This is a genomic window from bacterium SCSIO 12844 (assembly GCA_024397935.1).
Lineage (GTDB): Bacteria > Pseudomonadota > Gammaproteobacteria > Francisellales > Francisellaceae > M0027.
Genome location: CP073743.1, coordinates 781,800 through 802,262 on the forward strand (window position 1 = coordinate 781,800; position 20,463 = coordinate 802,262).

Here is a 20,463-nt window from a genome sequence, read left to right on the forward strand (position 1 = left end):
AGGGATGAAGCACCTTTATGGTAAAACAATTCATTGGTATTAGTTATATTATAATTATGTGTCTATTTTCAGTAGCACATGCACAGATTAATGATCCGTACCAAGCTGAAGATAAAGATAAGTCTATTTTATATAGTGTGTTTTCAGCACGTCCAAAGCATTTAGATCCGGCAAAATCTTATTCTAGTAATGAGGCAATTTTTACCGGTCAAATTTATGAACCACCACTACAGTATCATTATTTAAAACGCCCCTATACATTGACTCCTTTAACGACAACTAAAATGCCTGAGGTTATTTATAAAAATGCTCAAGGTAAAGTCCTGGTACAACCAACATCAGATGACCAGATTGCAACAACAACATATTTAATTACACTACGTGATGATATTATCTATCAATTACATCCTGCTTTTGCTAAAGATACAGATGGTAATTATATATATCATAATTTGTCTGATGAGGATTTAGATGGAATTTATACATTAAATCAATTTGAGTATCAAGCTAATCGTTCAGTGACAGCAAGTGATTATCAATATCAAATTATGCGTTTAGCTGACCCTATTAATCACTCACCTATTGCTGGCATTATGTCAAAGCGTATTGTTGGATTTAAACAATTACAAAAAAAGTTAGCATTATGGAGAAAAAAGAACCCTCATGCACCTCTTCCAATGGATTTATTTCAAGTTAATGGTGTTGAAGTAATTCATCCAAATCAATACAGTATCACTATTTATGGAAAAGACCCGCAATTTATTTATTGGTTGGCAATGCCATTTTTTGCACCAATGCCTTATGAGGCAGAAGCTTTTTATCGACAAGAGGGGATGAAAGATAGAAACATTTCATTGGATTGGTATCCAGTTGGTTCAGGGCCTTATTACTTAAGTGAAAATAATCCTAATCGTAGAATGGTATTAAAGAAAAATCCATACTATCATGCAGATTTTTACCCACAAGAAGGGGAGAAAAGTGATTTAGATAATGGCTTTTTAGATCGAAAAGGAGAGCACTTACCACAAGTAGATACGATTATATTTTCCTTAGAAAAAGAATCAATTCCAATGTGGAATAAGTTTTTGCAAGGCTATTATGATCGATCAGGTATTAGCTCAGATGTATTTGATCAAGCGGTATATTTTGATCAACAAGGTGAAGTTTTAGTTACTGAAGAAGTTGCAAATAAAGGGATTCAATTATCTACAGCAGTTGAACCAAGTATTTTTTATTGGGGATTTAATATGTTAGATCCTGTTGTAGGTGGATATTCTGAAAAACAAAAAAAACTACGTCAAGCTATTTCAATTGTTTTTGATGTGGAAGAATTTATCTCAATCTTTATGAATGGTAGGGCTTTAGCGGCACAAGGACCAATCCCACCAGGTATATTTGGTAATCAAGGTGATATGAATCCAGTTATTTATAATTTAGCAACGAAAAAGAGAAATTCGCTTTTAAAGGCAAGGCAGTTATTAGCGCAGGCAGGTTATTTAAATGGAATAAATCCGAAAACAAAGGCACCTTTAGTTTTATATTTAGATGCCATTGGTAGTGGCTCGCCTGATGAAAAGGCCAAATTTCAATGGATGAGGCAGCAGTTTAAAAAACTTGGTATTCAATTGAATATTCGAATTACACAGTATAACCGTTTTCAGGAAAAAGTAAGAAACTCTCAAGTACAGATGTTCTTTTGGGGATGGAATGCTGATTATCCTGATCCGGAAAATTTTCTAATGTTGCTTTATGGGCCTAATGGTAAAGTTAATTTCCAAGGAGAAAATGCAGTCAACTATCAAAATAAATTATTTGATCAACTATATGAGCAAATGATTAAAATGGATAATTCTCCACAACGATTAGCAATTATTCAAGAAATGACTGATATACTGCGTGATGATGCACCATGGATCTGGGGACTTAATCCAAAAAGTTTTGTGCTAAGTCATGTGTGGTATTATCCAACTAAACCGCATTCAATTGCTAATAATATGCTCAAATATGCCAAGATAGATACTGACTTAAGAAGCTCATTACGTTATAAATGGAATCAACCATTATTTTGGCCAGTTTTAATAATTTTTCTTATACTGTTTTTGTTTGCTTTGCCTGTTGTGGTAAGCTATTGGCGAAAAGAGCATAAGAAAGTACAAGTTTTAAAATTAACGAAGGTAAAACAAAATGGCTCAAGAAAGCGAACAACTAACCATTAATGTCCCTGAGCATATATTTCGCGCTTATGATATACGAGGTATTGCGTTTAAAGAATTAACAGAAGAAGTCGTTGAACTAATTGGTCAAGCACTGGGATCAAAAGCGATAGAGCAAGGCGAAAAAACCATTATTGTTGGGCGTGATGGGCGCCTATCAGGTGCACAACTAATGCAGTCTCTAAGAAGTGGTATGTTATCTACAGGTTGTGATGTGATTGATATTGGCGTTGTGCCAACGCCAGTTTTATATTATGCAGCGCAAGCAACAGGAACTGGCTCTGGAGTCATGTTAACAGGCAGTCATAACCCTAAAGAATACAATGGTATTAAGATGGTTATTGCTGGAGAGACATTAGCAGCAGATGAGATTCAAGGATTATTAATGCGCATAAAATCCAATGAATTTTTTCAAGGGAAGGGGCTTCTACATGAAAAATCAGTAAGCTGGGATTATATCAATTGCGTTGCTAATGATATTAAAATTATCCATCCACTCAAAGCCGTTGTTGATGCGGGTAATGGCGTGGCTGGTAGTATTGTACCTCAACTATTAGAGACACTAGGTGTTGAAGTTGTTAAGTTATATTGTGATGTTGATGGTAATTTCCCAAATCACCATCCTGACCCTTCACGCCCTGAAAACCTTCAAGATTTAATTGATCGGGTTCAGAAAGAAAGAGCTGATGTTGGTCTTGCTTTTGATGGTGATGGTGATCGCTTGGGAGTGGTTACTTCAAGTGGTAAGATTATCGATCCAGATCGCCAATTAATGTTATATGCCTTATCTGTATTAAGAGAGATGCCAGGGGCAAAAATTCTCTATGATGTTAAATGCACTAAAAATCTAGCGCCATTTGTTAAAGCACATGGTGGTAAACCGATCATGTATAAAACAGGTCATGCATTAATTAAACGTCAGATGAAATTATTAGATGCAGCATTAGCTGGTGAGATGAGTGGTCATATTTTCTTTAATGATCGTTGGTTTGGGTTTGATGATGCATTATATGTCGCTGCTCGTCTATTAGAAACTGTATCTAATGAAGATCAATCGATTGATCAATTATTTGAAGCAATCCCTGAAACAGTTAATACACCTGAAATTATGGTTAAAGTTAGTGATCATAAAAAGTTTGATTTAGTTAAACAATTACAAGCAAGTGCATTAGTAATATTTTCTAATGCAACAGACATTATTACTATTGATGGTGTACGAGTTGAGTTTGAAGATGGCTGGGGTTTGGTTAGAGCATCTAATACAACTCCATGTTTATCTTTACGTTTTGAAGCTGAAAGTAAAAAAGCACTGATAGATATTCAAAATCGATTTAAGACATGGTTTAAGTCAATTGATGATGAGTTGGTATTTTGATTTTGATTACAATGTAAGCGGATAAATTCGAGCTTTTTCAATCATGTTGTGGCTTACCTTTGTCACTTCAATAACTCGATTAGCTATTTTTAAGCAGCAAGGTGCTGAAGGGATGGTTTCTAAATGTTCTGTAATTAGGCCTGATAAGGTATTAGGGCCTTTGGTTGGTAATTTTAAATTTAAATGACGATTAAGCTCACGAATGGTAATACTGCCTGATACTAAATAAGATTGATCTGATAGTTTTGTTATTAATTCAGAATACTCAAAGGTATCAGCAAATTCACCAACAATTTCTTCAATAATATCTTCAATTGTAATAATACCTTCAAATGAGCCATATTCATCTACAACAATGCCAAAACGTTCACCACGTTGTTGAAATTTTAATAATTGAGTTTGTAAAGTTGCCGTTTGTGGGATGAAGTAAGCTTCTTGGACTAATTTTAAGATATCTGCTTTAGATGTGTATTCACGATGACTAGAAAAACCTAACACTCGATGTACATTTAAAACACCAACGATATGATCAACGCCACCTCGATAAGCAATAATCTTTCTATGTTGGCATTGTGCAATGATTTTAAGAATTTCATTAACAGGTAAATTTAAATCTACGGCATCTACTTTTTTTCTAGGCAGCATGACATCAGATACTGTAATTGACTCTAATTCAAGTATGCCTAATAACATATTGCGATATTTTCGCGTTAATGTTGCGTCAGATTCTGTTACTACTGAGTGTAATTCATCTTTTGTTAATGGATCATTTGAAATTGACTTAGGAATATGTACACCAAAAAGCTTAAGAATAGAATTAACAACCGTATTGGCTAACCAAACAACAGGATATAATAACCATAATAAGAATTTTAAAACCAATGATGCAGGAAATGCAAAACGTTCGGGATAGATAGCTGCTAATGTTTTAGGCATAACTTCTGCAAAAATAAGTACAACAAGTGTTAATAAGACAGTTGAAATTAACAAGCCTATTTGACCAAACCACTTATCGGCTAACATAGTCGCTAAGGCAGAAGCTAAAATATTGGCAAATGTATTACCAATTAAAATAATCCCAAGAATTCGATCAGGGCGTCTAAGTAGTGTAATGGTACGCTTTGCGCCACGATGTTTTTGTTTGGCTAAGTGGCGTACACGATAACGATTTAATGACATAAGCCCTGTTTCAGAGCCTGAAAAAAATCCAGAGCAGCCAATTAGTAGAATGATAAAAATAATGGGTAGGATAACATCTAAACCCATGTTGCATCCTTATAAAGAGTTTAAAGTTGTATTTATTTTAAATAAATCTAACGGTTGTCGTTTAATTAAACTTAGTGCAGTACAGTATTATCTTTTTTATGATCACGCGAGTCAATGACATCTTGTATCAATAACTCAAGCATCTGTTCAGGTCCTTCATGATTTAATTTGGTCATTGAAAGAATCCATTTCACATGCTCTAACGAAATATTAGAAACATCTAATCTAACAATTTGATCTAAAATAAATTCACGTACATGTGGTTTTAATTTTCCACCTTGTTCTAATTTGAGTAAGTAACTTAAAGCAGATGGCTCAATTCTTTCTAACTCTCGATCATGGAAAATACGAAAGCCATTGCATTGATTTAGTTTTGATGATTGAGAGTTATTTTGTTCTTTTGCATTAAATGATTCTAACCATTCAAGTAGACGATTAACTTCATTTTTTTCATAGCCAGCTTCTAATAAACCAGATTCAATTTCATCTGGAGTTGTAAAAGCAGGCTCATTTGAAGCTATCTCTTTTTCTTGACTGAGACGTTCAAACAAATACATTAACGTGTCTAATAAATTTCTACTATTCATCAGTTGTCATACCTATGATCTTATATTTTTCGATAACCCCCAGGGGTAACTTCTATTTTTTGCATTAGCTCTAATGTCAACAAATGCTCATGAATTTCCCCCGGCGAAAGATTCATTTCTTCTATAATAATATTTATTGAGGTAATTTGATAGTCAATATGTGATAAAACTTTCCTTTGTATTTCATTAAGAGATGAATCATCTGTTGTTTCTTGAGTTATTTTTTGTTCATTAGCAGATGATTTAGCTAAATGATGTAGTGGATCAATTTCTTGAAGTATGTCTTCTATATCAGTTACAAGTGTAGCACCATCTCTAATCAGTTGGTGACAGCCTTGTGTATTTTTTGATCAATATTACCAGGAATAGCAAAAACTTCACGATTTTGCTCTAGTGCGTAGTTTGCTGTAATTAATGAACCACTTTTAAGCGAGCTTTCAATAACTAGAGTACCTAGAGATAAGCCACTGATAATTCTATTTCTTCTTGGAAAATTAAAGCGATCAGGTCTGTTAAATAGTGGAAACTCAGAAATGACAGCGCCATTATTTTGACAGATGTTTTCAATCAGTGGCTGATTAGTTTTAGGATAAATATAATTAAGGCCTGTGCCTAATACAGCAATGGTTTTCCCAGGTGCATCTAGTGTTCCTAAGTGTGCTTGCGTATCGATACCAAGTGCAAGCCCACTAGTTATTCCATAATGCTGTAATGCTAGTTCTTTGGCAAATGAAAAAGCATTTTTTAAGCCATAGTAACTGGCTTTTCGAGTACCAACAATAGCGATTTGAGGCATTGATATTGCATCAAGTGAACCTTTAACATATAAAATAGGCGGTGGATTATGAATTTGAAGTAAGCGTTTTGGGTAATGAGGACTTTTGATTGTTAAAAGATGATGTGATTTTGATGCATCAAGCCATTGTTGTACTTGTTGATAATATTGAATTTGTTCTTTAGTAATACCTTTTTTTAATTCTAAGTAAGTTTGATAAGGTAATTGTAATGATGATTGGTAGTGGTTTAAATGATTGAAAAAATCAACAAGCGATGGTGTATTGTCTATTATTTTTAGTGCAAGTTTTGCCCCAACCCCTTTAATTTGGTCAAGTATAATCCAAAGTGCATGTTCATTTGATAATATTTCTGATGATGTCATTGGTGATTACTTCCTTGTTTTGCATTGTTATTTATAACTATTATTTGATAAAATCATAAAAATTAACAGATTGATATATTTTTTGGTTTTAGTTGATGTTAAATAAATTTATTAATCTAAATTAATTGCGCAAATGAAATTAAAAAATGTTAAGTCTTCATTTGATTTCGTAAGTAATTTGTACATAGAAGAAAAATCCCTTAGAATATCAATCTTGAAATATAAAGTTAGTAAAATAAATGACCGTAAGCCGTCAAGGTATATTATGAAAATTACATCAACAAGCTTTGTGAGTATGCACTTTATGATTCGTCTTAAAGATGGCTCTATTGCAGAAGATACAAAAGCCTACAATAAGCCTTTTAGCTTTACTATGGGAGAGGCTATTTTTTCGCAACAATTTGAAAATGAATTATGTGGTCTTAGAAAAGGAGATCATAAAAAAATTATGTTAATGCCTGAAGATGCATTTGGAGAAGTACATCCTGCTCTTATTTATCAAGTACCAAAGTCTAAATTTCCAAAAGATATTGAGATAGAGCCAGGTGTATTAGTCGCTTTTAGTCAACCAAATGGTGCAGAGCTACCGGGCTTAATTACTCAAGAAGATAAAAATGAAGTTACGGTTGATTTTAACCACCCATTGGCAGGGAAAGTAGTATTATTTGAAGTTGATATTATAGAAGTTAAGGAATGTGATGATTGATGTTGTATTAGCTAATCCACGTGGATTTTGCGCAGGTGTTAGTCGAGCAATTGATATTGTAGAGCAGGTGTTAGAGTTGGTAAATGAGCCTGTTTATGTCCGTCATGAAGTAGTACATAATCGTTTTGTTGTTGAAGACTTAAAGCAAAAGGGTGCAATTTTTGTTGATGAGTTGGATGAAGTACCTGATAACGCAACTGTAATTTATAGCGCACATGGCGTATCACAAGAAGTAAGAAATCAAGCTCAAAAGAAGCGTTTAAAAGTATTTGATGCCACCTGTCCTTTAGTAACCAAAGTTCATATAGAAGTTGCTAAAGCAGCAAAAGCAAACCATGAATGCATTCTAATTGGTCATAAAGGTCACCCGGAAGTTGAAGGAACATTAGGTCAATATCTAAATTCTAATGGTCAGATATACTTAGTTGAATCAGTAGATGATGTCAATGAACTTGATGTTAAAGATCCAAGTAGGCTGTCGTATTCAACACAGACAACGCTCTCTGTTGATGAAACTCGCGATATTATTAATACTTTACGTCAAAGATTTCCGAGCATAAAACAACCAAAAAAAGAAGATATTTGCTATGCTACGACAAATCGTCAAAATGCAGTTTATGCACTTTCTAAAGAAGTTGAGGTTGTTTTAGTTGTAGGTTCAAAAAATAGTTCTAATTCAAATCGTTTAAGGGAGCTAGCTGAAAAATGTGGTGTTTGTGCCTATTTATTAGATGACCCTGAACAAATTGATCAAAACTGGTTTAATAATGTAAAACGTATTGGTATTACAGCAGGCGCATCAGCGCCTGAAGTGTTAGTTAATCAGATTATTGATAAAATTAGATCCTATTTTGGCAGTGATATTCATGTTACTGAACTAAATGGAGTTGAAGAAAATGTGACTTTCCCATTACCGAAAGTATTAAAAATGTTAAAACAGAAATAACCTTAAGGGGGATATTGTTATGTTAATGTGTCGTGGTGTTCGAGGAGCGATTACAATTGAAGAAAATACAAAAGAAGCAATTGAATTAGCAACAATTGAGCTATTAGAAGAAATGGTCAAACGTAATCAAATTGATATTGATATGTTAGCAAGTGCTTTTTTTGCAGTAACGCATGATATAACAGCCGCATTTCCACCAACTACAGCAAGAAAGATTGGCTGGCATAATGTGCCATTATTAAATTGTATGGAAATGAGTGCAGAGGATGGCTTGCCTCTTTGTATCCGTGTATTATTACACTGGAATACTGATAAAACGAACACTGAAATCAAGCATGTTTATTTAAGAGAAGCTGCTAAACTAAGACCAGATATTGTACAAAAATAAGAGGTAATCTTTTAAAATGGATCACGAAGATAATGATAAAATAGAAGCCAATAAAAGTAAGGGAATTTATTTATTACCAAATCTTTTTACATCAGCAGCTTTATTTTCAGGATTTTATGCGATTGTAGCAGCGTCTCAACACCACTTTAGAGCAGCAGCCATTGCAATATTTGTTGCTATGATAATGGATGCACTAGATGGACGTGTTGCTCGTATGACCGGTACTCAAAGTTCATTTGGGGCAGAATATGACTCATTATCTGATATGGTTTCATTTGGTGTAACACCTGCATTGGTCATATATTTTTGGGCTTTGCAACCACTAAAACAAATTGGTTGGCTGATTGCGTTTTTATTTGTTGCTTGTGTGGCGTTGAGATTAGCTCGTTTTAATACATCACCAACATCAAGTGAAAAGCGTTATTTTTACGGATTGCCGTGTCCAGCTGCAGCTGCTGCAATTGCTAGTTACGTTTGGTTGGGGCAGTTATACCACTTTTCAGGGCTAGCAAACTCAGTTGTTGTTGCACTTATTGGTATTTATCTGTCTATTATGATGGTTAGCAGCGTTAAATTTAGAAGCTTTAAAGACTATGATTTTAAATCGAGCGTACCATTTACAGCTATTGTACTAATTGTGGTTTTTATTATTTGTATTGCTTTAGATCCAGAGCATGTATTATTTGTTGTCTTTGCACTTTATGCATTATCTGGGCCTTTAGGGGGAATTACAGTAAAATATTATCAAAAGCTAAAAGCAGCTCGTAAAACGCAAAAAAAGAAAAAAGTGGATCTAAAAAAAGCCTCAAAGTCAGATATTAAGTAATAGCTATATTTTCTAAAAAAAGTTCATGCATAAACCTTAAGCCTATTGTATAACTAAATAATAGGGAATAGGAATTTATTAATTATTAAATAGGTTTAAGATCATAATGGCTTTCTTTAGAGTATCTGTTTTATTGGTAGTTTTTGTATTTAGTATTTTTTATCAAACTGCTTTTAGTCGTACTCAGTTAACACAAACACAATATCAAAAGCTTTTTGTTAAAGCTAGAAGTCATATTAATGACTTGAATTTAAATCAATACTATAAGCTAAAAGCTAAACTGAAAGCTTATGCTTTATATCCTTATTTACGTTATCTTGAAATTGTTAATCATTTTGATGATTATAAATCACAGACAATTGAAAATTACCTTAAAGAGAATCAAGGAACATTTTGGGCAAAGCTTTTAAAACCACAGTGGTTAAATTATTTAGGTGAGAATGAAATATGGGATACTTATCTAAAAGTAGGTTCTAATACTGGTAGTTTTACTCATCGCTGTTGGTATGCTAGAGCTTTATATGAAAATAAGCAAAAAACCAAAGCATTAAAAACATTTAATTCAATTTGGCTATATGGACATTCATTGCCAGAAGCTTGTGACTATATGTTAATACGTTGGCAAAAATCTAAATATGATACTGAAAGCTTACGTATGCAAAGGATTAAGCTTGCTATGGCAGAAGGAGAGTATGACTTAGCACGTTATTTAAGTTATCAGTTAGATAAATCTGATCAGAAATTTATTCAAGCTTGGGTGAATGCTGAGATTGATCCGCACTTTTCAATTAAATCATTAATGAATAAATATGCAAAACATAAATGGTATCAGTATGCATTAGTACAAGCTTTTGATGTTTTTGCTAATGAAGATATTACAGGTGCATTGCAGTTATTTGAAAAATATCAAAAACAAATACCTTCATCTGTACGTGATACGATTATGGCAGATATAGCAATGGAGTTAGCTCGAGAACATTCACCTCTAGCTATGAAATGGCTTAGAAGAGTTCCAGATGATGAGGCATCATCTTTATTATGGCAGTGGCGTGCAAGAACTGCCATTTTATGGCTAGAGTGGTCAGATTTAGTTAAATGGATTGATACAATGCCCTCTACTTTAAAAAATAAATTACAATGGCAATATTGGTTGGCTGTTGGTTTGTATCACACAGGGAAAAAAGATCAATCAAATATCATTTGGCAAAATTTGGCTAAAGAACGCGACTACTATGGTTTTTTAAGTGCTGATCAAATTGGTGCTAACTATAACTTAAAAACAAAAAGTCATACGGTATCAAAAGAATTATTAGAAAAAGTAAATCAAATGCCAGATATTCAGCAAGTCTATCAGCTATATCAATTGGGTGAATTAAGGTTAGCTGATTATTATTGGCGCTGGATCTTAAATCGCTTTAATCGTTATCAATCATTAGCTGCAGCAATTATTGCAAATGATTGGGGTATTGATAGTATGAGTATTTATGCTTATGGACGTTCAGGCTATTATGATGACTTAACACACCGTTTTCCGCTTGCTTATAAAAACGATATTTTAAAATATTCAAAAAAATATAAGTTGAACCCAGGCTGGGTTTGGGCCTTAACGAGACAAGAGAGTTATTTCCACCCTGAGGCAATCTCTTCAGCTGGTGCGCGTGGCTTAATGCAATTAATGCCATCAACGGCATCATTTATAGCTTCACGTTATAAGATTTCTTATAATGGTGCGCAATCACTATTTATTCCGCATGTTAATATTAAGTTAGGTGTTGCTAACCTTTCGCATGTTTATGATTACTTTGATCAAAACATGGTATTGGCAACTTCAGCTTATAATGCTGGGTTTGGTAATACTAGAAACTGGCTACCAAAAACACCACTTAAAGCACAGCGTTGGATTGAAACGGTACCTTATTTAGAAACTAGAAATTATATTCGCCAAGTATTAACCTATACAATTATTTATGATAATGTTCAACTTGATCGTAGTATTCGCCTTGAGGATATTATGAAGACGGTTCAGTCTTAAATTAATTATCTGGTGTGACAAAAATAACATCACATAAACTATTATTTAAAATGGAATCAGATGTTGAGCCAGTTAAAAGTTTAATTAAATGGTGATGACGTCTATTACCCAAAATAACTAAATCAATTTGCTTTTCTCGAATATAGGTTACGATATTAGACTTTGGATTACCTTTTATTAATTGATAGTCTTCAATTACAAGTGATAAGTCATTTAAAATATTTTTCATTGTTTGATTAACACTTTCAGTGATTTGCTTTTCACCGTCAAATGATAGTAGATTACTAAAAGTAACTTCAGCAGGAATAACGGATATTAAACTAAAGCGCGATTGGAAGGCTTTGACAATTTGTTTTGATTTATCAATTAAATAGTCATAATCATCGCTAAGATCAACAGCTAATAATATATGTTGATAGATCATCACTATTTCCTTTAAAACCCTATCATTTTAACCATAGCAGTAAAGTGTGTTAATTACCAATAACCTTGACAAAATAGGCATTTGCAGGTATCTTTGGCGCACAATATAAGACTAAAAAAGTACCAGTTTGTGATACGTGTAAATAAACTTGTTGACTATGGTGTGGTTATTCTTATTGCAATAGCAAAACACAACCACCAATTACTAAGTGCAAGAGCATTAAGTGAGATAACAGATATTACCTTATCAATGACACAAAAAGTACTTAAGCGTTTAAGTGCTGGTTTGTTAGTTGAATCTACAATCGGTAGTAAAGGAGGTTATCAGCTAAAACGCAGTTTATCAGAAATTTCGTTAAAAGATGTAGTCGATGCACTGGAGGGTGATCAAACACCAAAGATTAAATGTGGTCAATTAAGTGCGTTGGTTCGATGTGAAAAATCAGCTTGTTTGAAAAAGGGTCACTGGTTTGAAGTTGAAGAAGCAATTAATGAAATGTTAAAAACATATCGATTAAATCGTTTACTGGATTGTTATAAATAAGGTTGGATTTTTAATGAGTAAATATGAACACCTAGTTAAAGGTGATTATGAACATGGATTTGTAACAGATATCGAACAAGAGTTATTTAAGCCAGGTTTAAATGAAGAGACAATTTGTGCACTTTCATTAAAAAAGAAAGAGCCAGAGTTTATGCTTAAATGGCGTTTAGAGGCCTATCATAAGTGGTTGAAAATGTCAGAACCAACTTGGGCTCATGTAAATTATGAACCAATCGATTATCAGTCAATTAGCTATTATGCAGCACCAAAATCTGATGAAAATAGACCAAAGAGTTTGGATGAAGTTGATCCAGAATTATTGGAAACTTATAATAAATTAGGTATTCCCTTACATGAACAGGAGATGTTAGCAGGCGTTGCAGTTGATGCAGTATTTGATTCAGTATCAGTTGTGACAACGTTTAAAGACAAGTTAAAAGAGGCGGGTGTTATTTTTTGCCCTATCTCTGAGGCATTGCAAGAGTATCCTGAATTAGTACAAAAGTATCTAGGTTCGGTTGTCCCTCAAGGAGATAACTATTTTGCAGCACTTAATTCTGCTGTTTTTAGTGATGGTTCGTTTGTTTATATTCCAAAAGGTGTGCGTTGTCCATTAGAGTTATCAACTTACTTTAGGATTAATGCGCAAAATACGGGTCAATTTGAGCGTACTTTGATTATTGCTGATGAAGGAAGTTATGTTAGTTATTTAGAAGGCTGTACAGCACCTATGCGTGATGAAAACCAGCTACATGCAGCAGTCGTTGAATTGGTTGCATTGGAGAATGCTGAAATTAAGTACTCGACGGTACAAAATTGGTATCCTGGAGATAAAGAAGGTAAAGGTGGTATCTATAACTTTGTAACTAAACGTGGTATTTGTAAGGGAAATCATTCAAAGATTTCATGGACGCAGGTTGAAACAGGTTCATCGATTACTTGGAAATATCCAAGTGTGATATTGAAAGGGGATTATTCTGTTGGAGAGTTTTACTCAGTTGCATTAACAAGACATGCTCAACAAGCGGATACTGGTACGAAAATGATTCATATGGGTAAACATACAAAAAGTACCATTATTTCAAAAGGGATATCAGCAGGTAAAGCTCAAAATGCTTATCGAGGTTTAGTTAGAATATTACCAACGGCAGATAATGCACGTAATTTTTCACAGTGTGACTCATTATTAATTGGTCATCAATGCGGTGCTCATACGTATCCATATATTGAATCTAAGCATCCAAGTGCACAAATTGAGCATGAAGCAACAACTTCAAAAATATCAGAAGATCAAATGTATTATTGTCAACAAAGAGGTTTATCTGAAGAGGATGCAATTGCAATGATTGTAAATGGCTTCTGTAAAGATGTGTTTAAAAAGCTACCATTAGAATTTGCTGTTGAAGCACAGAAATTAATGGAAGTTAGTTTAGAAGGTGCAGTTGGCTAAATTAAGGTTTTTTTAATTTTTTAAAGTTTGCTAATAGGAAAACAAAATGTTAGAGATAAAAAATTTATATGTAAATGTTGATGGTAAAGAAATCCTCAATGATTTAAATTTAACAATACAACCAGGAACTGTACATGCAATTATGGGGCCTAATGGTGCTGGGAAAAGTACTTTAGGCAATGTGCTTGCAGGTCGTGATGGCTATGACATTATAAAAGGTGAAATTCTATTTGAAGGTGAAAATATATTTGAATTATCGCCGCAAGCGCGTGCAGCTTTAGGTATTTTCCTTGCTTTTCAATATCCAGTAGAAATTCCAGGTGTTAGTAATACTCAATTTTTAAAAACGGCTGTCAATAGTTTACGAAAATTTCGTAATGAAGATGAGCTAGATGCAGTTGGTTTTATGAAAACGCTTAAAGAGAAAATGGCATTATTAGAAATGCAGCAGAAATTTATGCAGCGTGGTGTTAATGAAGGCTTTTCTGGGGGAGAAAAAAAGCGTAACGAGATGTTGCAAATGCTTATGCTTGAACCTAAACTATGTGTTTTAGATGAAACAGATTCAGGTCTTGATATTGATGCATTGCGCATTGTTGCAAAAGCCGCAAATATTATGCGTAATAGTCAACGTAGTTTTATTGTCATTACACATTATCAGCGACTATTAGACTATATTGAGCCAGATTATGTGCATGTCTTAGCAAATGGTCATATCGTTCGTTCAGGTGATAAGTCATTGGCATTAGAGTTAGAAGATAAAGGCTATGCTTGGCTAAAAGAAATGCTTTAGAGGGATATAAGTAATGGCTGCAGATATTTTAAACCAAAAACCAACTAGTAAAGATTCAGAGAAAAATCAATTGAAAACAACTGAAGCGTATAATTTACCCACTCGTCATAGTGAGCGTTGGAAATATACGGATTTATCTCGTCTATTAGCGAACTTACCTTTCAAAGCTGTGACAGATGGTATGTTTGAATTAATAGATGAAAAAGAAATCGAAGCACAATTATTAGAGCATCCAAATAGGCTTGTATTCATTGATGGTATGTTCAGTGAAAAGTATTCTCAATATGACCATGCTATTATGCTAAAGCTAGCTAGGGTTAGTGACTTTAAATCAATTGATTATCAAATACACCCTATGGTTGAGCAAATACAGAAAAATAATGAAAATATTACTTCTGTATCAATTAATAAAACACAAGATACACCTTTTATCATCTTTCATGTGTTTAGCAATCGATCACAACGTAAATGGGTTGAAGCTCAACTAACAATTTCAGTAGCAGAGCAATGTAATGTTGAAATTCATGAAAAGTGTATTTTATTGCATCAAAAAGATGTTGTATTAAATGGATTAACATTACTTAATTTAGCTCAAGCATCTAGTGTTGTTTATACAAGTGACCAAGCAGTTGATCATAAGAGTTTATTTGCTATTAATGGATTACATGTATATCAGTGTAGAGATAGTCAGTTTAGATATAATAATATTGCACTAGAAGCAAGCTTATTGCGTGAAGATATTCATATACATTTAAATGAAGAAGGTGCTAATTGTAATCTTGCTGGTGTGGCATTTTTAAAAGATCATTCACACATTGATTATCATATTATTGTTGAACATAGCGCATCTTATACTACGAGTAATGTTGACTTTAAAGCAGCAGCTGCAAATAAATCAATTTTTGTTTGTAATCCTAAAGCTATTGTCCATTCAGATATTAAGGGTATTTCAGCCCATCAAAACTTAGGTAATTTATTATTCGATACGACAGCTGCAATCGATACAAAACCTGAGCTAGAAATTTATTCAGATGATGTTCAATGTACACATGGTGCAACCATCGGCCAGCTAGATGAGAAAGCACTATTTTATATGCAATCGAGAGGCATCTCAGAGTCTTGCGCAAAAGAATTATTAACGGAAGCTTTTCTAAATATTGTAATTGATGATTTTTATTGCACAAATAAAGCACAACAAAAACAGTTAATGATAAGAAAAATCTCGGATTACTATAAAGCTTAGTAATAATTCAATAGTTAGTAGAGACGTTGATTTATCACGTCTCGAAAATATATTTACATTGTTATTTGTGTTTACTAGAACTGAATGGCGCTAGGGAAGGTATAAGTAACACCCAATGTTAATGCATTAATTGGGAATGTTGCACTATCACTTGATGGATTACTACTACCAGCAATATAGTCATACTCAACTTTGATATTGAAGTTATTAATGAAATAGCCAGCGCCTAAGCCAAATGCAAAATTAAAGGCATTAGCAGTACCATCACCATTTGAGACAGTTAAAGTTGTACTATCAAAGCCTGAGTTAGACTCTCTTACATAAGCACCACCAATTTTAGCAAATAAGTTAAATCCAGTAGAAAACATCAAGCTACCAGTTAAAAATACTGGTACAGTGCTAACACTAATATTTGCTGATTTGCCTGAAACACTTAATTTATTTAATTCATAGCCATAGTTATAGCCTGTCTCTACACCTAAGCCAAACATATCGTTTAATGCATAATTAAAACCTACAATAATTCCGGTATATAAATTACCATTATCTTTAGAGATATCACTTGATGTGTTTGTTGAGAAAGAAGAATTATTTGAATTTAGCGTTGCACCACCAAGTTGGGCGCCAATATAAAAACCTGAAAGTTGTTTGGTTTTCTTTGGTGCATATAAATACTGGTCATTATCCAAATTTCTTTGAGATAAATCATATGAGCTTAAGCTGACTTGATTGCGTGAGACGATTGCATCTCCTTGATCAGCTAATGCTAGCGTACTTGTGCTTAGAATTAAAACAGAAGCAATGGCAGTTTTTCTAAACATTGAAAGTCTCCTTGTTTAGTTAATCAAAATTAGATGCTTCAAGTATACAAAAGCCACTGGTGTTAATCTAGTGGCTTTTTAATGAGATTTTAAAGCATTTTTTAATTAAAATGGAAATGCATAGCTTAAGCCTAAGGTTATAGCATTAACAGGTAAAGTTTTTGCTTGATCACCAAATGCACCTTCATCACCAAATACATACATATATTCAGCAAATAAATCCCAGTTATGCCAGCTGTAACCAACACCACCGGATAAAACGCCATTATAATTAATATGAGATTTATCATTTATATCTTGATTAACATAAGCGACCCCACCTTTAAGAAAAACATTAAAGTTCCATGGTAAGAGTACTTTTGCAGTTGCTAGTAAAGGCACAACCATCGTATCTTTTACTTTAGCATCACCAAGGCCGCCATTGCCTTGATATTTCAATAAATCATGACCATAGTAATAACCAATTTGAAGTCCTGTTGCAAAGTGTTTATTCCACATATAGTCACCACCTACAAAAATACCACCAAAAAGGTTACCGTCATTGTCAGTTGTATAACCACTAACATCATCAGAACTTAAAAATCCATAACCCATTTGACCACCAACAATCAAGTGGAATGATGGGGGAGGAACGTAACGCTTAGGTTTTGGTAGTTCACCATAGTTGTAATACATCGACTGATGCTGCATTGGTTTTGCAGAGGCAGAACTCATATTTTTAGCAGTATTTGCGGAACTTGATGCAGATTTTGCGCTAGATGCTGATTGAGCACTGTCATTAACCATTTGTGTGCTTGCTGCTGAAGAAGATGCTACAGGAGCAATGACTTCTTGGTCTGCATAAACAAGTGAGCTTGTTATGAGAAATGCAGGTGCTATAACTAGGTATGATATTTTTTTTAGCATTAGTCTGCCTCCTTTTGACAGTTTTTCAATCTTCCCATTTAAAAGTAGTATAAGAATAGTGAAAATGCCAAATAAGTAATTGAATTTTTAATTTTTTATAATAGATAAAATAGAAATGACTACAAATGATTTAAGTTAAAGGCTGAACTGTTCACCCAGATAAACACGTCTAACTTGTTCATTATTTAAAATATCTTCAGGTGTGCCTGAGGATATAATGCTGCCAGCATTAACAATATATGCACGTTCACAAATATCTAAAGTTTCTCTAACATTATGATCAGTAATTAAAACACCGATACCTTTATTTTTTAAGTAAGTAATATTTTTCTTAATATCAATCACTGAAATAGGGTCAACACCTGCAAATGGCTCATCAAGTAAGATGAATTGAGGAGAGGTAGCTAATGCTCTTGCAATTTCAGTGCGTCGTCTTTCACCACCAGATAAACTCATTCCTAAGTTTGTCCTGATATGATCAAGACTAAATTCATTTAATAATTCATCTAGGCGCTTTTTACGTTGAGCTTTAGTTAACTCTTTACGTGTTTCTAAAATTGCCATGATGTTTTGTTCAACAGTTAATTTACGAAACACAGAAGCTTCCTGAGGTAAGTAGCCAATACCTTGACGTGCTCGCCAGTGGATTGGTGCACTTGTAATATCGTTGCCATCTAAAAAAACACTGCCTCGATTAGCTCGAATTAAACCAACAATCATATAAAATGAAGTTGTTTTACCAGCGCCATTTGGGCCAAGTAAACCAACGATCTCACCACTGGATATTTCAATTGATACATCACGTACAACCCAACGTTTTTTATAACGCTTGGCAAGTGCTTCAGCTTTTAGGGTGTGTGCTGCATTTTGATTTATGGTTGTTGTGTTCATATTTATTTGGCTCCCTTGACTTGGTTGGTTTCTTCTTGGGAGATAATCATTGTGGCACGTTGGAAATCTTGTTTAGGGACATTGACAACCTCTGTTTGAGTATTATAAGTGATTTTTTCACCTGAAAAACTATTATTTTTTTGCTGGACAAATGCATTTTTCTCAAGAGTAAGTAAGTTTTTTTTGGGTTGAAATTGCATAATTTTACTATAGGCATAAGAAGGCGTTTGTTTATTTTTTTTATCAGTTGACAAGGAATAATATTTAGCAACTGGAAGTTTAGATTTTTGATCATTAACAAGCATTTGTATCTGTTTTGCTTGGCCAGCTTCATCTAAAAAGACAATTAATTTTTGTCCGCTCATATAACGGCATTTGCCTTGTTGTTTGCATAATGATTTTGCAATATTCAATTCTTTTTGTTGAAGTGTATTGTAAGATTTTTCAGAAGGAGGAACCCATAGTGAAGCTTTTGATATTTGTTTAGTTTGGTTATGATTATTTAAAGGGTCACAAGAAAGTTTAATGTCTTTAATTTGCATAATAATAACATTGCCTTCATAAATTAAAACATTCTTACCTTGATCATAATGTAATGAGTCGCTGCAGATTGTAATTGGACCATCCTCTGCAGCATCCTTACCAAAAAAATTGCTCGATTGATCTTCTTGGGCGAATAACGTTAAAGGAGCTAAAGATAACAGCGTTATGTTAAGTAATTTAATTATCGTTTTTGCTGCTTTCATAATATGATTTTACCTTGGATAATAGTTGTATTTTTTCAGGGTGCATATGCGCTTTCATACCTACGCCGGTAATAACGTTTTTGCTGCCAACTTGTTCCATTTTAACGAATTTATCAGTTTCTGCATAATCTTTATTAGGGTAGACATATAAAACGGAAGTTGTAATTTTTAAGGGTGGTTTTTTTTTGCCACTTCCAGGGCGTGTGATAATAACATTTCCCCATAATTTTAATTTGTTGTTTTGATCAGATAAATAACCATGATCAGAGACAATATTCCAAGGTAAGTCACCTGGCTTTTGAGGCTCCATTGTCATATTAACTTTGCTCATATCTACGTTACCATTTGCAAACTTCTTTAAAAAGGTTGCAAATGCTTTATAGCGAAGATTACCTGTTTCATTCATTTGGTAGAGTGTTGTATCAGTGGCAGTGTTTTCAATAAAATCATCAGGTAGTTTTTGTTTGCTGCTGTAGTTACTAGATGATTCAATGGTAAGCCAACTGGTAAAGCCAACAAGCGCTGCTAATACAAGTGTTGATACAACAGAGCGTTTACTAAAGAACATTAACTTTAGCCTCACCAAATTCAATATAGTCTTTTATGATTTTTTCTTTCAAATCATAAGCGCATAAGATCATATCTGAGATTTCTCTTACAGCACCTTTGCCACCTTTAGCTTGAGTAATATAATCAACATAATCATAAAGCCATGGATGTGCATTTTTAACTGTAATGCTAACACCAGAGCGCATCATTAAGGCTAAGTCAGGTAGGTCATCACCAACTGTAAGAATTTCTTCAGGTTTGATTTGAAATGATGCGACAATTTCTTCAAATGTTTTAACTTTATTACTTTTTCCTTGATATATTGCATCAACACCCAAATGTGAAAAGCGCTTTTCAACAAGTTCGCTTTGCTTGCCTGTTAGGATAACTTGTTTAATGCCAATTTTTTGTAGTAATTTAATACCAATACCGTCTTTAACATTAAAGTGTTTTAACTCATCATTTGGATGATTGCCTATAATGATTCGACCATCAGTCATTACACCATCAACATCATAAATAATAAGCTTAATTTTTTTTAATTTATCGGATAAGTCAGAATTGTTCATATAGATGGCTATTATTAAGTGGTTAAACGA

General features: G+C 33.5%; 22 protein-coding genes. 11 read left to right on the forward strand and 11 right to left on the reverse strand.

The features are described 5' to 3' along the window. The first annotated feature begins 17 nt into the window (after positions 1-17). Entirely contained in the window at positions 18-2,216 is a 2,199-nt protein-coding gene (locus KFE69_03790; protein UTW43274.1) for an ABC transporter substrate-binding protein, read from the forward strand. Beyond that, positions 2,185-3,588 (forward strand): phosphomannomutase/phosphoglucomutase, encoded by a 1,404-nt coding sequence (locus KFE69_03795; GenBank protein UTW43275.1) that lies wholly within the window; start codon positions 2,185-2,187, stop codon positions 3,586-3,588. The genes KFE69_03790 and KFE69_03795 overlap by 32 nt, the downstream gene beginning before the upstream one ends. Before the next feature lie 6 nt (positions 3,589-3,594). Here the strand turns inward: KFE69_03795 and KFE69_03800 are convergent, their stop codons facing one another. From KFE69_03800 to dprA, 4 genes are all read right to left on the reverse strand, one after another. After that, positions 3,595-4,854: a DUF21 domain-containing protein gene (locus KFE69_03800; protein ID UTW43276.1), complete on the reverse strand. Its 1,260-nt coding sequence runs from the start codon at positions 4,852-4,854 to the stop codon at positions 3,595-3,597. Positions 4,855-4,925: 71 nt separating this feature from the next. Further along, a complete protein-coding gene (locus tag KFE69_03805) occupies positions 4,926-5,441 on the reverse strand; it encodes a DUF494 family protein (protein UTW43277.1) in 516 nt (171 codons plus the stop codon). A 20-nt stretch (positions 5,442-5,461) separates the two neighbouring features. Beyond that, complete coding sequence (locus KFE69_03810) at positions 5,462-5,764, reverse strand: hypothetical protein (protein ID UTW43962.1); 303 nt, start codon at positions 5,762-5,764, stop codon at positions 5,462-5,464. Then, on the reverse strand, positions 5,761-6,600 hold the full coding sequence (gene dprA, locus KFE69_03815) for a DNA-processing protein DprA (protein UTW43278.1): 840 nt from the start codon (positions 6,598-6,600) through the stop codon (positions 5,761-5,763). The genes KFE69_03810 and dprA overlap by 4 nt, the downstream gene beginning before the upstream one ends. 265 nt (positions 6,601-6,865) lie before the next feature. Here dprA and fkpB point away from each other — a divergent pair, with 265 nt between their 5' ends. From fkpB to KFE69_03840, 5 genes are all read left to right on the forward strand, one after another. After that, positions 6,866-7,306, forward strand: a complete 441-nt coding sequence (fkpB, locus tag KFE69_03820; GenBank protein UTW43279.1) for an FKBP-type peptidyl-prolyl cis-trans isomerase — start codon at positions 6,866-6,868, stop codon at positions 7,304-7,306. Continuing rightward, on the forward strand, positions 7,302-8,252 hold the full coding sequence (gene ispH, locus KFE69_03825) for a 4-hydroxy-3-methylbut-2-enyl diphosphate reductase (protein ID UTW43963.1): 951 nt from the start codon (positions 7,302-7,304) through the stop codon (positions 8,250-8,252). The genes fkpB and ispH overlap by 5 nt, the downstream gene beginning before the upstream one ends. A gap of 25 nt (positions 8,253-8,277) precedes the next feature. Continuing rightward, positions 8,278-8,640, forward strand: coding sequence for a chorismate mutase (gene aroH / locus KFE69_03830; GenBank protein UTW43964.1), 363 nt, complete (start codon positions 8,278-8,280; stop codon positions 8,638-8,640). A gap of 16 nt (positions 8,641-8,656) precedes the next feature. Continuing rightward, entirely contained in the window at positions 8,657-9,466 is an 810-nt protein-coding gene (gene pssA / locus KFE69_03835) for a CDP-diacylglycerol--serine O-phosphatidyltransferase (protein ID UTW43280.1), read from the forward strand. 106 nt (positions 9,467-9,572) lie between these two features. Beyond that, positions 9,573-11,498: a transglycosylase SLT domain-containing protein gene (locus KFE69_03840; protein ID UTW43281.1), complete on the forward strand. Its 1,926-nt coding sequence runs from the start codon at positions 9,573-9,575 to the stop codon at positions 11,496-11,498. A 1-nt stretch (position 11,499) separates the two neighbouring features. On the opposite strand, the gene KFE69_03845 is transcribed toward KFE69_03840, so the two are convergent. Next, positions 11,500-11,922, reverse strand: a complete 423-nt coding sequence (locus KFE69_03845; GenBank protein UTW43282.1) for a universal stress protein — start codon at positions 11,920-11,922, stop codon at positions 11,500-11,502. 129 nt (positions 11,923-12,051) lie between these two features. On the opposite strand from KFE69_03845, the gene KFE69_03850 reads away from it, so the two are divergent. Genes KFE69_03850 through KFE69_03865 form a run of 4 tightly spaced genes read left to right on the forward strand, consistent with a single transcriptional unit; the run spans position 12,052 to position 15,951 of the window. Further along, positions 12,052-12,465 (forward strand): Rrf2 family transcriptional regulator, encoded by a 414-nt coding sequence (locus tag KFE69_03850; GenBank protein UTW43283.1) that lies wholly within the window; start codon positions 12,052-12,054, stop codon positions 12,463-12,465. 13 nt (positions 12,466-12,478) lie between these two features. Continuing rightward, positions 12,479-13,915 (forward strand): Fe-S cluster assembly protein SufB, encoded by a 1,437-nt coding sequence (sufB, locus tag KFE69_03855; GenBank protein UTW43284.1) that lies wholly within the window; start codon positions 12,479-12,481, stop codon positions 13,913-13,915. A gap of 46 nt (positions 13,916-13,961) precedes the next feature. Next, positions 13,962-14,708 carry a Fe-S cluster assembly ATPase SufC gene (gene sufC / locus KFE69_03860; protein ID UTW43285.1) on the forward strand — a complete coding sequence of 249 codons (747 nt, stop codon included), beginning with the start codon at positions 13,962-13,964 and terminating at the stop codon, positions 14,706-14,708. Between the two features lie 13 nt (positions 14,709-14,721). After that, positions 14,722-15,951 (forward strand): SufD family Fe-S cluster assembly protein, encoded by a 1,230-nt coding sequence (locus tag KFE69_03865; protein ID UTW43286.1) that lies wholly within the window; start codon positions 14,722-14,724, stop codon positions 15,949-15,951. A 74-nt stretch (positions 15,952-16,025) separates the two neighbouring features. Here the strand turns inward: KFE69_03865 and KFE69_03870 are convergent, their stop codons facing one another. The 6 genes from KFE69_03870 to KFE69_03895 form a co-directional block, all read right to left on the reverse strand. Continuing rightward, positions 16,026-16,772, reverse strand: a complete 747-nt coding sequence (locus KFE69_03870; protein UTW43287.1) for a porin family protein — start codon at positions 16,770-16,772, stop codon at positions 16,026-16,028. Positions 16,773-16,877: 105 nt separating this feature from the next. Beyond that, complete coding sequence (locus tag KFE69_03875; GenBank protein ID UTW43288.1) at positions 16,878-17,678, reverse strand: porin family protein; 801 nt, start codon at positions 17,676-17,678, stop codon at positions 16,878-16,880. 135 nt (positions 17,679-17,813) lie between these two features. Then, positions 17,814-18,569, reverse strand: coding sequence for an LPS export ABC transporter ATP-binding protein (gene lptB / locus KFE69_03880; GenBank protein ID UTW43289.1), 756 nt, complete (start codon positions 18,567-18,569; stop codon positions 17,814-17,816). Between the two features lie 2 nt (positions 18,570-18,571). Beyond that, entirely contained in the window at positions 18,572-19,315 is a 744-nt protein-coding gene (locus tag KFE69_03885) for a hypothetical protein (protein ID UTW43290.1), read from the reverse strand. Then, entirely contained in the window at positions 19,290-19,883 is a 594-nt protein-coding gene (lptC, locus tag KFE69_03890; protein UTW43291.1) for an LPS export ABC transporter periplasmic protein LptC, read from the reverse strand. The genes KFE69_03885 and lptC overlap by 26 nt, the downstream gene beginning before the upstream one ends. Then, the gene (locus KFE69_03895; GenBank protein ID UTW43292.1) at positions 19,873-20,433 is read right to left on the reverse strand and encodes an HAD hydrolase family protein; all 561 of its coding nucleotides are present in this window, start codon (positions 20,431-20,433) and stop codon (positions 19,873-19,875) included. The genes lptC and KFE69_03895 overlap by 11 nt, the downstream gene beginning before the upstream one ends. Positions 20,434-20,463 lie beyond the last annotated feature (30 nt).

Bases quoted from the DNA above. Each gene is read 5' to 3' on its own strand.
- KFE69_03840 (UTW43281.1), top strand. From the start codon at position 9,573: ATGGCTTTCTTTAGAGTATCTGTTTTATTGGTAGTTTTTGTATTTAGT.
- KFE69_03800 (UTW43276.1), bottom strand. From the start codon at position 4,854: ATGGGTTTAGATGTTATCCTACCCATTATTTTTATCATTCTACTAATT.
- KFE69_03845 (UTW43282.1), bottom strand. From the start codon at position 11,922: ATGATCTATCAACATATATTATTAGCTGTTGATCTTAGCGATGATTAT.
- sufC (UTW43285.1), top strand. From the start codon at position 13,962: ATGTTAGAGATAAAAAATTTATATGTAAATGTTGATGGTAAAGAAATC.
- KFE69_03870 (UTW43287.1), bottom strand. From the start codon at position 16,772: ATGTTTAGAAAAACTGCCATTGCTTCTGTTTTAATTCTAAGCACAAGT.
- pssA (UTW43280.1), top strand. From the start codon at position 8,657: ATGGATCACGAAGATAATGATAAAATAGAAGCCAATAAAAGTAAGGGA.
- KFE69_03865 (UTW43286.1), top strand. From the start codon at position 14,722: ATGGCTGCAGATATTTTAAACCAAAAACCAACTAGTAAAGATTCAGAG.
- KFE69_03790 (UTW43274.1), top strand. From the start codon at position 18: ATGGTAAAACAATTCATTGGTATTAGTTATATTATAATTATGTGTCTA.
- KFE69_03875 (UTW43288.1), bottom strand. From the start codon at position 17,678: ATGCTAAAAAAAATATCATACCTAGTTATAGCACCTGCATTTCTCATA.
- sufB (UTW43284.1), top strand. From the start codon at position 12,479: ATGAGTAAATATGAACACCTAGTTAAAGGTGATTATGAACATGGATTT.
- aroH (UTW43964.1), top strand. From the start codon at position 8,278: ATGTGTCGTGGTGTTCGAGGAGCGATTACAATTGAAGAAAATACAAAA.
- KFE69_03795 (UTW43275.1), top strand. From the start codon at position 2,185: ATGGCTCAAGAAAGCGAACAACTAACCATTAATGTCCCTGAGCATATA.
- KFE69_03885 (UTW43290.1), bottom strand. From the start codon at position 19,315: ATGAAAGCAGCAAAAACGATAATTAAATTACTTAACATAACGCTGTTA.
- KFE69_03805 (UTW43277.1), bottom strand. From the start codon at position 5,441: ATGAATAGTAGAAATTTATTAGACACGTTAATGTATTTGTTTGAACGT.
- dprA (UTW43278.1), bottom strand. From the start codon at position 6,600: ATGACATCATCAGAAATATTATCAAATGAACATGCACTTTGGATTATA.
- fkpB (UTW43279.1), top strand. From the start codon at position 6,866: ATGAAAATTACATCAACAAGCTTTGTGAGTATGCACTTTATGATTCGT.
- lptC (UTW43291.1), bottom strand. From the start codon at position 19,883: ATGTTCTTTAGTAAACGCTCTGTTGTATCAACACTTGTATTAGCAGCG.
- KFE69_03895 (UTW43292.1), bottom strand. From the start codon at position 20,433: ATGAACAATTCTGACTTATCCGATAAATTAAAAAAAATTAAGCTTATT.
- lptB (UTW43289.1), bottom strand. From the start codon at position 18,569: ATGAACACAACAACCATAAATCAAAATGCAGCACACACCCTAAAAGCT.